Here is a 15,861-nt window from a genome sequence, read left to right on the forward strand (position 1 = left end):
CGCACTTCGGCCGATAAGATCGGTATGACCCAGCGACGGCCTGAGCGCCCCCAATTGCCTCATCACAAACTGCGCGCCTACCAACTGGCGTTGGATCTTCTCTCAGCAGTCAAGAACGCCGAGATCCGAGATGGAAAGCTGCGCGATCAGGCGATGCGCGCAGCCAAGAGCGCCGCATTGAACATCGCCGAGGCTGCAGGCCGCGTTTCCCCAGCGGATCGCGCGCGCGTTTTTGCGATCGCTCGCGGCGAAGCCATGGAGGCAGCGGCCGCCGTGGAAATCGCGGTTATGTCCGCAGACTGCGAACCAAGCGCATTCGACGCCTGCTTGCCCATCGCCGACGAGCTCCTCGCCGTGCTCACAGGGCTGTGTCGCTAGTGCGAGTGCGAGTGCGAGTGCGAGTGCGAGTGCGAGTGCGAGGCTGAGTTTGAGTATGAGATCGAGGCAGAGACTGAGGTCAAGTCATAGGCAGCGATTCGACTAGGGCTTGACCACCGTGGTCCCCGCCGGGGGCGTGAACTTGAATTGGCCCTCGGTGACCGGTTCGTTGATGCGCGGATTTTCGAAGTCGAAGCGGTTGCGATTGCCCTGGCCGTCGAGGACCATGACGCGGCGGACTTGGGAGGAGGCGGCGTCGACGTAGAAGAAGACCTTCGTGTAGGCGGGCTGCGGGACCTTGGGGGTGCCGACGAGGACGTAGCCGCCGGGGAAGGCCATCTTGTCGCCGCCGGCGACCTCGAAGGTGAAGTGATCGGTGAGCTTGCCTTGGCCCGTGAGGAAGGAGAGGGCCACGGCGTATTGCTGCTGGTTCTTGTCCACCGGCATCTCGAACATCTGCTTGTTCGCGGCTTCGTAGATGCGGAGTGTGGCGCCGTCGGAGACGACCTTGTTGTCTTTGGGCTCGTCGTAGACCCACTCCATCTTGCCCGGCTTCGCGAAGGTCACCTTGCCGCGCGAGTTCTTGCGCTGGTTGTAGGCCTTTACGAAATATTCCTGGTTGAAGCCCGCTTTGAACGAGGTCGTCTTCTCGTAGAAGCTTTGCACCTTGCCGACGGCTTGATCCACGGACGGGGTGGCTGCCGCGGCGGCCGGCGCACCGGACTGCGCGTGGCTCTCCGATGTAACGGCGCTCAGCGAGGCCAGCGCGAGAACGGAGACGAACGCGGCGGGGGCGAAAGAACGAAGGTGACGCATCCTAAAACGAGCTCCCATTGAGCAATTGGACGGCCGTGTGGCATCGCGGATTCATTTCACGGCTTTCAGATGGGCATTGACCAGGGCGTTTTGCAAGTGCGTAACGGCGAGCGCAAGCGCGTCGGCCGCGTCGCTTGCGGGCGGGGCCGGAAGTGCGAGAAAGGCACGCACCATCTGAGCCACTTGCGCCTTGTCCGCCGCCCCGCGGCCGGTCAGCGTTCGCTTCACGCGGGCGGGTGCGTACTCGGCCAGCTCGAGCCCTGCGCGCGCGCAGACCAGCATCGCCACACCGCGCGCGTGCCCCAGCTTCGCCGCGGCCTGGGCATCCTTGTGGAAGAACAGCGACTCGATGCTTGCACACTGCACACGATGCGCGCCCACCACCGCGTTCAACTCGCGCTCGATCACGACGAGGCGATCGGGCAGCGGCATCGAGTCGCCCGGGGCAATCACACCGTGCGCAACGTGCACGAGCCGTGAGCCATTCCGGGTGACGACACCCCATCCGAGACGCCGCGTCCCCGGATCGATGCCGAGGACGCTGAGCGAAGTCATTTTCACGCTTGGGCGATGCGGGCCAGCTCTTCGTCGGAGACGTCGAAGTCCGCGTAGACGTTCTGCACGTCGTCGTGGTCGTCGAGGGTCTCGGCCAGATTGAGCGCAACCTCGGCATCGCGGCCCGAGATGGGCTTCTTCGTCTTGGGCAAGTACGACAACTGCGAGCCCTTGACGGCGATCTTCGACTTCTCGAGGGCCTCGACCACACCGTGGAGAGCCTCGGGGGGCGAGGTCACGTGCCACTCTTCGCCCTGATCGGAGTAGTCCTCGGCGCCCGCGCCGACGGCGATCTCCATCAATTGATCCTCGTTGGCGTCGGGCTTGCCGATCTGGATCACGCCCTTGCGCTCGAAGGCCCACCCGGCCGTGCCGCCGCCGCCGAGAACACCGTTGTGCTTCTCGAAGATCTTGCGGATCTCGGCCACGGTGCGATTGCGGTTGTCGGTCATGCCTTCGACCAGGAACAGCGTTCCGCCAGGGCCGGTGCCCTCGTAAAGAACCTCTTCGTAGGCCGCGCCCTCGATCTCGCCCGTGCCGCGTTTCACGGCGCGTTGGATCGTGTCGTTCGGCATCGACTGCCCTTTGGCGTCGGAAATGGCTTTTCGGAGGCGGGGGTTGCCGCCAGGATCGCCACCGCCCATGCGGGCAGCGACGGTGAGCTCCTTAATGAGCTTGGTGAAAAGCTTGCCGCGCTTGGCGTCGAGTGCGCCCTTCTTGTGCTTGATGGTGGCCCACTTGGAATGGCCGCTCATGATGTCCTCTTTCTGATCGCCTCCCTCATCCGGGCGGGTGGGGGCCTGGAGGCGGGTAGGGAATTCACACCCTACAGGACCAAGGCGCTACGGCGCAATCCGGGTGCTGGCCAGAAACGCGTCGTCCGTGCGGTGCGCATTGGCAACGAAGGCCCCGTACTGGCCTTTGGAAATGGTCGAGGTCGCGAGGGAAAGGACGAAATCGTCTTCCAGAACGGATCCTTCCACCGAAAGCCGACGCTGCGCGTCGAGAGGGCCCGTTTTCAGCTCGAACGGTGCCGGTTTCGAGAGCACCTTCGCGGTTTTGGGCAATTCGATGCGCCAATGCGCGTGGTACTGCATCGCCCGATTGATGGCCAGCGCATCTTCTCGCGCGCCCACGCTGGCATAAGCCGAACCGAGGGTCGTCACGAAGGCACGCGGGAAGACCACGTGAATCGGCGCCACGCCGGGAAGCACCCACGAGCGCTTCGCACCCTCCACCTGCGCATAACCACCGACGCGAATGTCCGCGCGCAAGGACACCTGCCAGCTTCCCTCCGTCGACGACAACGCGACATCGTCCACGCTTGCAAACGGCACCCAGGCGAGGACGACGTTGCGCAGCGCGCGCTGTCGCTCGACGCCGACGACACGCACCAGCGCCTCGGCGATGTCTTGCGCCGCGCGCCCGCGCAAGGTCGCGCGGAAGCTTCCCTTCGCGTCCCCCTTGTCGTCGAGGACGAGGCGCACGTCCACCTCGTCGCGTTCACTCTCCGCCGATGCCGCGCCCGCGCCCGCCGACGTCGCGGAGATGGCGACCATTTTTCCGTCTTGGTCGAGCATCATGCGGCCGCGCAGCTCGGGCGAGATGCGCCCCGCGGGAAGGGGAGGGCCGGGGACGTCGGCATCGATCCACACGTCCTCGAAGCCGCCCTTTCCATTGGGCACGCGGGCGACGGCCAGCGGGTGCGAGAAGCGCCCGAACTCGGGCGGGAAATTCGGGTCGGCGCTGTAAGGTTCGTCCTCGGCGATGGCGATGCGTGCAGGGACGCCCAGCTCGCGCAGCGCGCGCACGATGAGCCACGTGCGGCTTCCCTCGTGCTCCGTGAGGATCGTGCGCGCGGTGTTCTGCTGCGGACCTTGCGTCCCGCCCACGGCAAAATCACTGAGCACACCCTGCGAGGCTTCGCGCACCGTCGTGCCCGCAGCCTCCACCACCGCGGCCACCAGATCGCGTGACGGAGTTTTGCCTTTTGCGGCTTCGCGCGCCCAGGCGGTGACCTCGGGATCGTGCTCGTCGAACGAGGCGAGCGTCTCGCGCAGGGCGCGCGCGACCTCGCCCCACGATGTCGTGGAGAGGCTCACGGCGACGTTGCGGTCCATCTTCGGCGTGCCGTCTTCCTGGCGGCGGCCCGCGCGATCCTTGAGCGACCAGCGCAGCGTCTTGCGGCCGCCTTCTTCGCTTTGCGCGGCCTTGCCCAGGAGCGGATGGCTCCACATCGCGACCTTCAGCGCCTTGGGCAGGCGGATCTCGATGGAGGCGTTCGCGATGGCCGTGCGCTCGGGCAGAAGGTCCGGCGTGTCGATGCCGATGTCGCCGGTCTCACTGGGAAGGGCCCAGCCCTCGTAGATCGCCTCCACCGTGTCGCCTTGTTCGAGCTGCGCGAGATCGGCATGGGACTGCGCGGCGTTGGGCGTGGCGTCCGGCTCGAGGATGCGCCCGTCCTTCTTGAAAATGCGCCGCCGGAGCACGCGGCCCGACGTTTTGCCCTGAATGGCCGCGGGGGCGGCCTGTGCGTTGGACTCCACGTCGGTGGTGCCGCTCACGCGCCGCACGTCGAGCATGCGGTAGTGCACCAGGCCGCGCGGATCGATGTCGTAACGCTCGTCGTGGGCCAACACGACTGTGGCCGCGTGGGCCATGATGGGCTGCGCGCGATCCGCCGCCACGGCCCGCTCGGCGACGCCGGCGAACGGCGCGAAGGGATCCTCTCCCGCCGCGAGCAAAAGCGGTGCGACACCGAAGGGGGCATCGCGTGCGTCGGGCGCGAGGGCCAGGAGATCGCGCACCAGGTTCTTGTCCAGCGCGACGCTCGGAATGGGCCACGAGCCGGTGCGCCACGAGTTCTCCAGTGCGCGCGTGCTGGTCAGCCCGTGCAATGTGCGTTCGCCGGGCAGCATCGCCTGGTACGCGGCTTGGGCCGCGCCACGGTCTCCGGCGATGAGTGCATCGCGCAAGGAAAGCGCGAGGTAGATGTCCGGCGCGCCGAAGAGCCGGCGCAGGCGCTCCAGCTCCACGGCGGCACCTTTCACATCGCCGGTGGCGCGCAGGGCGTCGTAGCACGTGAGGTCCGAGCGATCATTCGGCGGGGCCTCGCTGCACGCGAAGCGCACGCGCTCCAAGGGGCCTCGTTCGATGGCCACGCGCTTGGCTTCATGGAGAAGCGCAGTGCCCTCGAGGGACTTCGCCCGCTCCAGCGCCGTCCGCGCCCGATCGAACAAGGCATCGCGCGCGCTCTCGGCCGCATCGAACGCGTCCAGCACCGCGGCACCCGCCGCTCCGACCTTGCCGCGATGGGCATCCAGATCGCGCAACGTCTCGATGCGCGCCTCGCCCTGACCGCGCCGCACGCCCGCCAGCACCGCATGCGAGAGCACCGCCTCCCACGCGCCAGGCCAGGCCTCGAGCAGTCGCTCGTACGCCGCCCGTGCGCGCTCCGATCGATACACCGCCGGCAGATCCAGGGCGGTATCCACCGCGCGCGCATACACGAGCAAGGTCTCGGGGGTCGCCGCAGCGCCCCGCGCGCTCTCCGAGAGAACCCGCTCGGCGGTGCGCCCATCGTTCGCGCCCATCGCGCCGAGCGCGAGCGCCACTTTTTCCTCCGCCGTTCGCGCCGCCGGGTAAGGGATCATCTCTCCCTCGACGGCCCGCGCCGTTGCCCGCTCTCCGGGCGACGGAGCATGCGCGACGAGCGGCTGGCCCGAGGCGTCCCACGCGTCGATTTCGACGGTCTCGTTGTCCTCGGTCGTTCCAATGCGGGCCACCACCCGCACGGTGCCTCGCTCGACCTTCACGTACGCCATGCGGACCACGGCGTTGTCGCCCAGTTCGTAGGGCCGCTCGATCACGAGCTTGCCACCCACCCGCAACGTGGCCGCGCTCGATGCACGCAGCGCCACGCCGATGGTTCCGGCTGCGGGCACCTTCAGGTCCACCACCACATCGCGCACCCCGCGATCCGTGCTCGGTGCCGACAGATCGATGTTGCACCCGTGCCCGCGGACTGCAATCGGCACCGGCGGCGTCGCGAACGGCCCTACGGGTTCGTACCGTGCGGCGAGCGGCGCGTCGAAGGCCTCCAGCGGATCCTTCTCCCTCACGCCGGTGATCGAGGCCCACGCCAGGGGGCCCACCACGGTGGCCTCCCGCGCGCAGCCGCTTCGCGATCGCCACCGCTCGGCGGTTTCCCAATCGCCATCGTGCACCGCCATGTCTTCGAGGGCGCGCGCCACCAGGCCTTTGCCGAACGGTCCAGCGATCTTCTCGTAGATGCGCGGCAGCCGCTCGGCCACGGGATCCTTGGCCTCGTGCGTACGGTAGACGAGCCCCGCTTCCTCGGTGAGCTCCTGCAGAGCGGAAATGCGCCGCACCACCAACGCATCCAGCGACGCTTGCACGAGGATCGGGTGCCACGGGTCCGTCGCCGTGGGCAGGCCCTCCAGGGCATCGAGGTGCATCCGCTTCGCGCGGTTGGGATCGCCCAGCGCTTCCTCGCGCGTGGCGTTCACCACCTTCGAAATCGCGCTGCGATCGCTCGCCGGCGTCTGCGCCTGCGGCGTTTTGCCCGCGCAGGCCGCTGCCAGCAGCGGCACCGCCAACCATGCGAGCGCCCTCATTTTGCCACCGCCTTTGTATGGAGCTGGGAGGGCTCGGTGAGGCGCACGCTCTTGTGCATCAACGCATCCGTCTGCAAAAGGAACGATCGCCACGCTTCGTATTGCTCCACCGGTATTTGGCTCTTGTCGAACACCACGGTGCGTCGAATGAGCACCGCCCGCGGATCGCGCGGATCCTTGCCAATCTCGAGCGACGCGCTACCGAAGTCGCCGCCGCTCACCTTGCCGCCGGGCGGCAGCTCGCCCCACGTGAACCCCGGCGGTGCCACGATTTTGATCGTGCGCCGCTGCCGGCTCGGTGCCAGATGCGACGGCAGCCACACCGGCAAGGTGCGCTTCACCAGCGGCGCCAGGTTCGACGAAAGGGTCATGCTCGGCGAGAGCGGCACCACGAGCTCGTTCGGTTCGTGCCGCGCGAGTCCGTCGGAGTGCGCGCGATACCGCACCCAGGCCTCGCCATTCGGTCGCTCGCCGTCGAAGTCAACCTTGTTGTCCACTTGCACGGTGGGAAACCAACCCGCGACCAAGCTGTTTTCCACGTACTGCGAGCGCGCATCCGCCTGCGTCAGGTACGTGCGCAACCAGAACGCGCCGTCGCCAACGTGCTTCTCTTCACCGAGCAAATCGCCCGATCCATCGGGGTGCAAGGTGATGGTCCAATTCACGTCGGCGCCGTGATCGTCCGGCGAGCTCGAAGGCAGCTCCACGATTTCCGCTGGCCCGCTATCCATGCGCAACGCCACCGCGCGTGCATCCATCGCCGGGATGGGCCCGAGACGCGATTGCGGGCTCGTGGCATCGAGGTACCGCCCGCCGTTCGGGCCGGGCAAAAACGCGATGCCGTGATCGAACATGGGCACCGCCGCGTTCTTCGCGCGCACCACCGAGGGCTGCCCGGTCTGCCGGGTTTGCACCATGACCTCCTGCGCGTCGATGCCCACGGAGCGCAGCAACGTGATGAGCAAGATCGCCTTGTCGTCGCAGTCGCCCTCGCGTCGTGCGAGCAGCTGCTGCGGGCGGTTCGGCAGCCACCACTCGCCGCTCACGTAATTCACGTAGCGGATGTCGTCGGCCACGAAGTCGAAGAGCGCTTTGAGCTTCGCCTCGCGCGTGGTCTTGCCCTTGGTGAGCTCCGCGGCGATGCGGCGCACCTCGTCGTCTGGCTCCGTGAAGCCGCGCACGGCCTCGCGGTACCAACTGCGGAAGGCGTCCCAATCTTTGAACGAAGAGCCCACCACCAAGGGCACCGTCTCGCTCAGCGCCGGCGCGAGCGGCTCCTCCGGCACGATGATCGGGTTTTGCCAAATGAGCCGCGTAATGTGCCGCCCATTTTCGTCGCGCTCTTCGCGGCGGCCGGCCCACGAGCGATCGCGAAGGCCGTTCAGCCATTTCGGCTGCACCACGTCGAGGTAAATCGGATGTTCCTTCGAGGTGTCGACGACCACCTCGTTGTACGCCAACGGGTGCGTCGACGGCGCGCCCGAGTAATCGAGGAAGTAGAACGGCGCATCGCCGCGCCCGCCGATGGGGCGGCTCGTCCAGGTGCGGATCACCACCTCCACGACGTCTCCGGGTGCGAGCTCGGGCCAGCGGATGCGCGGGCGCGTGCCCTCGTTGTGCTCCTCCACCGGGAATGCCGTGCCGCCATCCTTGCGGTGGACGCGTGCCCGCAGAATCTCGGTGAGATCGCCCTCGGCGGGGATCTCTTCGAACAGCTCGTCCTGCGTCCGCGGCGCGATGACGATCTCGCGCCCGTACTGAATCAACTGCGATACGCGCTTGTCCGCATGGGTGACCACCGCGCGCAGCCAGTACAGCTGCCGATCCTCCACATCGGGGACGGTGCCCGCCTTGGGAGCACCTTGCCGGCGCGAGAGCACGGTCTGCGACGGCACGATGTACCTCTCGTCGCTCGCAGCCTCGCGCTCTTCTTTCGTGCCCGTGCGCCGCAGGGCCAGCTCGGCGCGGTACTTCGCATCGCCCGGGGAAAGATCGCGTGCCCGCTGCAGCGCACCCACGACGTTGGCCTTTGGATCGACCGCCGCTGTCTCCGCCGCCAGCCCCGCCCACGCCTCGGATCGATTTGGTGCCCAGGCAACCAATTTGGCGAACAGCGCCCGCGACGCCTCGTGTTCTCCCAGCGCCGATACCGCGCGTGCGATGCGCACGCCGTCGTCGGGATCTTCCAGCCCTCGCGCGAAGATCGCCTGCGCCGCCGCCGCCCCTGCCTTGCTACCGCGCAGGCTTTCGGCCTTCAAATAGCCTTGGCCCACGTACCCGCGTTTCGCCAGCAGCGCCGACAGGCTCGCCGCCCGTCCCGCATCGGGGCCCGACGTGAGCGACAAAAGCTTCACCAAGAGCGCTGTGGGCACCTTGTCCGGCTCGCGATCGACGGCCTTCTTCGCCTCGACCATCGCGGTGAGGCGCATCGCCTCGGAGCCCAGGGCATCGTACGTCTCGGCGCGCAGGAGCACCGCCTCGGGATCCGGCGCCTCCACGAGCTTGGCCCCGCGCAGGGCGGCCATCGCCCAATCGGCCATTTTGGCCCGCAGATGCTCGGCCACCTGCCGGCGCTGCACGAAGGCGCGCGTCGGTTCGTCGTTGCTTTGCTCGGCCCGTTCGAGGGCACGCTGGAGCCATCCGCTGCGGTTCGAGCCCGACGGCGCCATCCACCCAGCCAGCGCGAGCCGGTCCGCATCCACCTTGGGCGCGCGCGTGATCGCATCGAGGAGCCCCGGCGCGCGGGGGCTCTTCAAATCATCGGCCCCGCCGAACGTGCGCGCCACCGCCGCGTCCACCATCGCATCCAGATCGCGGTCCTTGGTCGCCAAGGTCCGCGCCAGCGGCGTCGTCACGGGGCCCTTCGTCGTTGCCGCGTCGCGTGTCACCCGCAAGCGCACGCGCCCATCGTCCTCCAGCGCCCCGCTGCAGACCTTCGCGGCCACCAAGTGCGAGCCCGCGCTCGCCTGCACGCGCGCCGCCAGCCGATCGAGCACCGCCGACGCGTGCACGTCTTCGCTGCGCGCCACCTCGGTTCCGTCGAACATGAGCCGCACTTGCCCGCTCGAGGCCACGCGCACCGTCAGCACCTCGGCCTTGTCGCTCTGCACGCGCGACGTCACCCAGGTGCAGCTCTCCTTGCGCGGATGAATGAACAGATCCAGAGGCACACCCGACGCCGTCGCGTACGACGGGGGTACCATGCGCCAGGCTACCTCGAAGGCGCCCCACGAATATTTGGTCCGTGTATCTGCAAACGATCCGCCTGGCCCTTCCGGCCCATCGTGCGCATCGAGCCCGCCGCCCGTATCTCGAAAGGGCCCGAGCACCGAAACGTCGGTCAAAATGCCCGCTGCCCGATCCGCGCGGATGCCTGCGTCGGTTCCCTCGTCGGGCGCCAACGAACGCGCGAGCAGCGCGGCTTCTGCGCGCACGTCATCGCCCACGGCCCACGTCGTGTTGCGCGAGAGCCCTTCGAGCAGCGTGCGAACGTGCCCGTTCGATGCGCGGCCCGAAAGCTTCACCAAGATGGCCATGGCGGCGATCGCTTCCCGCTCCGCGGCAGGTCCCTTGGCCGCGAGCGCGCGCGCTACAGCTTGGCTCGCCATCGGATCGGGGGTGGCGGCGATCCAGCGTGGGCCTGCGTCTTTGGCGTCAGCGGCGCGGGCGGGCGGGGGCGCCGGAAATAGCGAAAGGGTACTTAGGAAAAACGCCGCAGGAGCAAGCAAATAGCGGCACTTATACGGAGTAAAGCGCATCGACCCTCGGTTTCACCATGCACCTTAGTATAGGAGTGACCCTACGAGAGCCTTGAGCGGAGATTATCCGCATGCTACGCGCTCGGCCCATCCCGACGTCATTCATCCAGCCCACGACATAACGTCACTAGAAGGAGAGTCCATGTCGTCCGATACCGCTTCTCCCCGTTTTGCGCCTCCTTCCCAGGGTGAGCCGATCACCATGGGGGCAGATCACAAGCTCATCGTGCCGAACAACCCGATTCTGCCGTTCATCGAAGGCGACGGAACGGGGCGCGATATCTGGCGCGCGTCGGTGCGCGTGCTCGATGCCGCCGTGGAAAAGGCGTACGGTGGGAAGCGCAAGATCGCTTGGTACGAGGTTTACGCGGGCGAGAAGGCTTTCACGAAGTTCAACACCTGGCTCCCGCAGGAGACGGTGGAGTCCTTCCGTAAGTACCTCGTGGGCATCAAGGGCCCGCTCACCACGCCGATCGGTGGTGGCATCCGCTCGCTCAATGTCGAGCTGCGCCAGCTTCTCGATCTCTACGTGTGTCTCCGTCCGGTGCGCTGGTTCAAGGGCGTGCCCAGCCCGGTGAAGGCACCGGAGAACGTGGACATGGTCATCTTCCGCGAGAACACGGAAGACATCTACGCCGGCATCGAGTTCGAAGCCGAGAGCGAGCAGGCCAAGAAGGTCCTCGCCTTCTTCGAGAAGGAATTCCCGGCGGCCTACAAGAAGGTTCGCTTCCCCGGCACGGCCGGCGTCGGCCTCAAGCCGGTCAGCCGCGAAGGCTCGGAGCGCCTCGCGCGCGCGGCCATCGAGTACGCCATCAAGAACAAGCGCAAGAGCGTCACGTTCGTGCACAAGGGCAACATCATGAAGTTCACCGAGGGTGCCTTCATGAAGTGGGGCTACGCCCTCGCCGATCGCGAATTCGGCGACAAGGTCTACACCTGGGCCACCTGGGAGAAGACCAAGGAAGCCAAGGGCGAAGACGCCGCGAACGCGGAGCAGAAGGCCGCCCTCGCGAGCGGCAAGATCCTCGTCAAGGACGCCATCGCGGACATCACGTTGCAGCAGGTCCTCACGCGCCCCAAGGAGTTCGACGTCATTGCCACGTTGAATTTGAACGGCGACTACCTCTCCGACGCGCTCGCGGCGCAGGTCGGCGGCATCGGCATCGCGCCCGGCGGCAACATCAACTACGTCAGCGGCCACGCCATCTTCGAGGCCACGCACGGCACGGCGCCCAAGTACGCCGATCTGGACAAGGTCAACCCCGGCAGCGTCATCCTCTCCGGTGAGATGATGCTCCGCCACCTCGGCTGGACCGAGGCGGCCGACCTCGTCCTCAAGGGCATGGATGGCGCCATCGGCAGCCGTCGCGTGACGTATGATTTCGCCCGCCTCACGGAAGGCGCCACCGAGATCGCGTGCAGCGCTTTCGGCGACAACATCATCGAGCACATGTGAGCGCTCGCGAGATTTCTAAGTAAGGAGAAACGGCAATGCCTACTCGCAAGAAAATCGGTCTGATTGGCGCGGGCAACATCGGTGGTGAGCTCGCGCGCCTCGTGGCGAACAAGGAGCTCGGGGACGTCGTTCTGTTCGACATCCCGGCCAAGGAAAACTTCGCCAAGGGCAAGGCGCTCGACCTCGAGCAAAACGGCGCAGTCCTCGGCTACGACTCGCACATCAAGGGCAGCTCGAACTGGGACGACCTGAAAGGTGCGGACGTTCTCATCATCACGGCAGGCGTTCCGCGCAAGCCGGGCCAGAGCCGCGATGACCTCGTGGCGATCAACCTGCCCATCATCCGCGACGTCGCCAGCAACGCGAAGCGCGTGTGTCCCGATGCCTTCGTCATCGTCATCTCCAACCCGCTCGACGCGATGGTCTACGAGTACAAGCGCGTCGTCGGCGCCCCGAAGGAGAAGGTCGTGGGCATGGCCGGCGTGCTCGACTCCGCGCGCCTGCAGCTCTTCTTGGCCCGCGAGGCTGGCGTCAGCGTGAAGGACGTGCGCACCACGGTGCTCGGCGGCCACGGCGACGACATGGTTCCGGTCCTCGGCTGCTGCACGATCAACGGACTTCCCGTGCGCCAGCTGATTGCCAAAGAGAAGCTCGACGCCATCGTCGATCGCACCCGCAAGGGCGGCGGCGAGATCGTCGGCCTCATGGGCACCAGCGCCTACTACGCGCCGGCCACGTCGGCGGTGGCGATGGCCGAGTCGTACCTCCTCGACCAAAAGCGCCTTCTGCCGAGCGCCGTCTACCTCGACGGCGAGTACGGCTACAAGGACATCTTCATGGGCGTCCCCGTCATCATCGGCGGCAAGGGCGTGGAGAAGATCGTCCAAGTCGAACTCACCGCGGACGAGAAGGCCATGCTCGAGAAGAGCGCCAAGAGCGTCCAAAGCGTGATCGACGTCGTGAAGAAGGCCAGCTAGTTAGATTTTGAGCCCGTACACGTGCCCGTGCCCGTGCCCGTGCCCGATCTTCAAGGAGATCGGCAGGGGATCGGGGACGGGCACGGGCACGGGCACGTGTACGGGTAGGATTATTCGCCACCGGAGCCCTCTATGAAAATTCACGAGTACCAAGGGAAGCAGATCTTCCAAAAGTACGGGGTGCCGATCCCCAAAGGTTATCCCGCGTTCACGTTGGAGGAGGCCGAGGCGGCCGCCACGCGATTGGTCGCGGAAACGGGGAAGAACGTCGTGGTGGTGAAAGCCCAGATCCACGCCGGCGGGCGAGGGAAGGGCGGCGGCGTGAAGGTCGCCAAGAATGGCGCCGCGGAGGCGCGGCAGCTCGCCGAGAAGATCCTCGGCATGCAGTTGGTCACGCATCAAACCGGTCCCGAAGGGCAGAAGGTTCGCCGCCTGTACATCGAGCAGGGGCTCGACATCGAGCGCGAGCTGTACGTCGGTGCGGTGGTCGATCGCGATCGCCGGCGCATTGCCTTCATGGCCTCGACCGAAGGCGGCGTCGAAATCGAGAAGGTCGCCGAGGAAACGCCGGAAAAGATTCTCAAGGTGCACGTCGACCCCGTCGTGGGTCTCTTGCCCTTCCAGGCGCGCCAGCTGGCGTTCGGCCTAGGCCTCTTGAAGCACAAGAAAGAGACGGTGAGCCAGTTCGTGAAGCTCGTCTCTTCGCTGTACGAGCTCTTCGTGAAGGAAGACTGCTCGCTGCTCGAGATCAACCCGCTCGTGGTCACCAAGAGCGGCGACATCGTCGCGCTCGACGCGAAGATCAACTTCGACGACAGCGGCGACTACCGCCACCCGAACTGGGACGAGCTGCGCGACGCGGCCGAGGAAGACCCGGTGGAGCTCGAGGCGAAGCAGGCAGGCCTCAACTACGTTTCGCTCGATGGCAACGTCGGCTGTCTGGTCAACGGCGCCGGCCTGGCCATGGCCACGATGGACATCATCAAGCACTACGGCGCGAAGAGCGGCGTTGCGCCGGCGAACTTCCTCGACGTGGGCGGTGGCGCCACGCAGGAGCAGGTCACCAAGGCGTTCAAGATGATCCTCTCCAGCAGCAAGGTGAAGGCCATCTTCGTCAACATCTTCGGCGGCATCATGAAATGCGACGTCATCGCAGCCGGCGTCGTTGCCGCGGCCAAGGATCTCGGCCTGAAGGTGCCGCTGGTCGTTCGCCTCGAGGGCACTAACGTGGAGCTCGGGCGCAAAATCCTCAACGAAAGCGGCCTGGCCATCTCGGCGGCCAACGACATGGCCGACGGCGCGCAGAAGATCGTGCGCGCGATTGCCGGTTGATCCCCCACGCGGAAAACTAGGAGAACTTCACGATGAGCATTCTGGTTGGCAAACAAACGCGCGTGCTCGTGCAAGGGATCACCGGTGGTGCGGGATCGTTTCACGCGAAGCAGATGATCGAATACGGCACCAACGTCGTCGCCGGGTGTACGCCGACGCGCGGTGGTGAGAAGTTCGAGGCGAAGGATCACGCGGGCAAAACCGTGCAGGTTCCCGTCTTCGACACCGTTGCCGAAGCCGTGGCGAAGACCGGCGCGGACACGAGCTGCATCTTCGTGCCGCCGCCCGGCGCCGCCGACGCGATCGTCGAGGCCTTCGATGCGGGCTGCAAGCTCGTGGTGTGCATCACCGAGGGCATCCCGGCCATCGACATGATCAAGGTGCGCCGCTTCCTCGAAGCGCTGCAGGCCGAGCGAACGGCGACCGGAGGGGAGATCCCGCGCCTCATCGGACCGAACTGCCCCGGCATCATCACGCCGGAGGCCTGCAAGATCGGCATCATGCCGGGCCACATTCACAAAGCCGGCAACATTGGCGTCGTCTCCCGCTCCGGCACGCTCACGTACGAGGCCGTCGGTCAGCTGACCGCGCTCGGCATCGGGCAATCGACGTGCATCGGCATCGGCGGCGATCCGGTTGCGGGCATGGACTTCGTGGACGTGCTCACACTCTTCCAGGCCGATCCGGATACGCACGGCGTCATCCTCATCGGTGAAATCGGCGGCGGCGCCGAGGAGCGCGCGGCCGAGTTCATCAAGACGAAAATGACCAAACCCGTCGCGGCGTTCATCGCCGGCACGACTGCCCCGCCGGGCAAGCGCATGGGCCATGCAGGCGCCATCATTGCCGGTGGCAAAGGTACGGCTGCCGAGAAGATCCGCGCCCTCGAAGCAGCAGGCGCCAAAGTCGCACCGACGCCGAGCGACATGGCCGTCACGCTGCAATCCATGATGAAGTGAGAATTCTCGTTACAGGGAGCGCCGGCCATCTGGGCGAGGCGCTCGTGCGCACGCTGCGAAAGCACCCGGACCACCAGGTCATTGGGCTCGACATCGCAGCGTCGCCCTTCACGGATGTCACGGGCTCGATCCTGGATCGGGCCCTGGTGAAGCGCACCCTGGAGGGCGTGGACGCCGTGCTGCACGCGGCGACACTGCACAAGCCGCACGTGGCGACGCACACGCGCCAGGCCTTCGTGGACACGAATGTCACGGGGACGTTGAACCTGCTCGAGGAATCGGTGGCCGCCCGTGTGGGTGCCTTCATCTTCACGAGCACCACGAGCACCTTTGGCCGCGCGCTGACGCCGGCGCCGGGGGAGCCCGCCACGTGGATCACGGAGGACGTGGTCCCCATTCCGAAGAACATTTACGGCGTGACGAAGCTCGCAGCGGAAAACCTGTGCGAGCTCTTTCAGCGAAACCTCGGCCTGCCTTGCCTCGTGCTGCGGACCTCGCGCTTCTTCCCCGAGGAAGATGACCACAAGGGCACGCGCGAAGCGTACGAAGACGGCAACGCGAAGGCCAACGAGTTCCTCTACCGCCGCGTCGACATCGAGGACATCGTCAGCGCGCACCTTCTCGCGATCGACAAGGCGCGCGCGCTCGGCTTTCGCAAGTACATCATCAGCGCCACCACGCCCTTCACGCAGGGCGATCTCGTCGATCTCCAGCGCGATGCCGCCGCCGTCGTGGCGCGCCATGTTCCGGAGTTCGCCGAGGAGTACGCGAAGCGCGGTTGGAAGATGTTCCCGGGCATCGAGCGCGTGTACGTCAATGAGCGCGCGCGCACGGAGCTGGGCTGGCGCCCGCGTTACGACTTCGCCTACGTCGTCGATTGCCTGCGCCACGGCCGCGAGCCCCGCAGCGAATTGGCCCGAGAGGTGGGCGCGAAGGGCTACCACGCCGAGACCTTCGAGCACGGCCCGTACCCGGTCGATTAAGAAGCTTCGC

The 15,861-nt window shown here is 66.6% G+C and carries 11 protein-coding genes; 6 read left to right on the plus strand and 5 right to left on the minus strand.

The genetic code is table 11. The features are described from left to right. Window positions 1-54: 54 nt before the first annotated feature. Window positions 55-378, plus strand: coding sequence for a four helix bundle protein (locus tag LZC95_12260; protein WXA97605.1), 324 nt, complete (start codon window positions 55-57; stop codon window positions 376-378). Window positions 379-480: 102 nt separating this feature from the next. Here LZC95_12260 and LZC95_12265 read toward each other — a convergent pair whose 3' ends face one another. The 5 genes from LZC95_12265 to LZC95_12285 form a co-directional block, all read right to left on the minus strand. Next, window positions 481-1,194 (minus strand): outer membrane lipoprotein carrier protein LolA, encoded by a 714-nt coding sequence (locus tag LZC95_12265; GenBank protein ID WXA97606.1) that lies wholly within the window; start codon window positions 1,192-1,194, stop codon window positions 481-483. Window positions 1,195-1,245: 51 nt separating this feature from the next. Further along, window positions 1,246-1,749: a crossover junction endodeoxyribonuclease RuvC gene (gene ruvC, locus LZC95_12270; GenBank protein ID WXA97607.1), complete on the minus strand. Its 504-nt coding sequence runs from the start codon at window positions 1,747-1,749 to the stop codon at window positions 1,246-1,248. Between the two features lie 2 nt (window positions 1,750-1,751). Next, a complete protein-coding gene (locus tag LZC95_12275) occupies window positions 1,752-2,504 on the minus strand; it encodes a YebC/PmpR family DNA-binding transcriptional regulator (GenBank protein ID WXA97608.1) in 753 nt (250 codons plus the stop codon). An 87-nt stretch (window positions 2,505-2,591) separates the two neighbouring features. Then, entirely contained in the window at window positions 2,592-6,386 is a 3,795-nt protein-coding gene (locus tag LZC95_12280) for a hypothetical protein (GenBank protein ID WXA97609.1), read from the minus strand. After that, entirely contained in the window at window positions 6,383-10,144 is a 3,762-nt protein-coding gene (locus tag LZC95_12285) for a hypothetical protein (protein ID WXA97610.1), read from the minus strand. Before LZC95_12285 ends, LZC95_12280 begins: the two co-directional genes overlap by 4 nt. Before the next feature lie 142 nt (window positions 10,145-10,286). Here LZC95_12285 and icd point away from each other — a divergent pair, with 142 nt between their 5' ends. The 5 genes from icd to LZC95_12310 all read left to right on the plus strand — a co-directional run bounded on the left by icd (window position 10,287) and on the right by LZC95_12310 (window position 15,851). Further along, entirely contained in the window at window positions 10,287-11,600 is a 1,314-nt protein-coding gene (gene icd / locus LZC95_12290; GenBank protein WXA97611.1) for an NADP-dependent isocitrate dehydrogenase, read from the plus strand. 35 nt (window positions 11,601-11,635) lie between these two features. Then, window positions 11,636-12,577 (plus strand): malate dehydrogenase, encoded by a 942-nt coding sequence (mdh, locus tag LZC95_12295; protein WXA97612.1) that lies wholly within the window; start codon window positions 11,636-11,638, stop codon window positions 12,575-12,577. A 132-nt stretch (window positions 12,578-12,709) separates the two neighbouring features. Beyond that, the gene (gene sucC, locus LZC95_12300) at window positions 12,710-13,909 is read left to right on the plus strand and encodes an ADP-forming succinate--CoA ligase subunit beta (protein WXA97613.1); all 1,200 of its coding nucleotides are present in this window, start codon (window positions 12,710-12,712) and stop codon (window positions 13,907-13,909) included. A gap of 32 nt (window positions 13,910-13,941) precedes the next feature. Beyond that, a complete protein-coding gene (sucD, locus tag LZC95_12305) occupies window positions 13,942-14,868 on the plus strand; it encodes a succinate--CoA ligase subunit alpha (protein WXA97614.1) in 927 nt (308 codons plus the stop codon). Continuing rightward, the gene (locus LZC95_12310) at window positions 14,865-15,851 is read left to right on the plus strand and encodes an NAD(P)-dependent oxidoreductase (protein WXA97615.1); all 987 of its coding nucleotides are present in this window, start codon (window positions 14,865-14,867) and stop codon (window positions 15,849-15,851) included. The genes sucD and LZC95_12310 overlap by 4 nt, the downstream gene beginning before the upstream one ends. Window positions 15,852-15,861 lie beyond the last annotated feature (10 nt).

Source organism: Sorangiineae bacterium MSr12523, from assembly GCA_037157775.1.
Lineage (GTDB): Bacteria > Myxococcota_A > Polyangia > Polyangiales > Polyangiaceae > Pendulispora > Pendulispora brunnea.

Bases quoted from the DNA above. Each gene is read 5' to 3' on its own strand.
- sucC (WXA97613.1), top strand. From the start codon at position 12,710: ATGAAAATTCACGAGTACCAAGGGAAGCAGATCTTCCAAAAGTACGGG.
- LZC95_12280 (WXA97609.1), bottom strand. From the start codon at position 6,386: ATGAGGGCGCTCGCATGGTTGGCGGTGCCGCTGCTGGCAGCGGCCTGC.
- mdh (WXA97612.1), top strand. From the start codon at position 11,636: ATGCCTACTCGCAAGAAAATCGGTCTGATTGGCGCGGGCAACATCGGT.
- LZC95_12285 (WXA97610.1), bottom strand. From the start codon at position 10,144: ATGCGCTTTACTCCGTATAAGTGCCGCTATTTGCTTGCTCCTGCGGCG.
- icd (WXA97611.1), top strand. From the start codon at position 10,287: ATGTCGTCCGATACCGCTTCTCCCCGTTTTGCGCCTCCTTCCCAGGGT.
- LZC95_12265 (WXA97606.1), bottom strand. From the start codon at position 1,194: ATGCGTCACCTTCGTTCTTTCGCCCCCGCCGCGTTCGTCTCCGTTCTC.
- sucD (WXA97614.1), top strand. From the start codon at position 13,942: ATGAGCATTCTGGTTGGCAAACAAACGCGCGTGCTCGTGCAAGGGATC.
- ruvC (WXA97607.1), bottom strand. From the start codon at position 1,749: ATGACTTCGCTCAGCGTCCTCGGCATCGATCCGGGGACGCGGCGTCTC.
- LZC95_12275 (WXA97608.1), bottom strand. From the start codon at position 2,504: ATGAGCGGCCATTCCAAGTGGGCCACCATCAAGCACAAGAAGGGCGCA.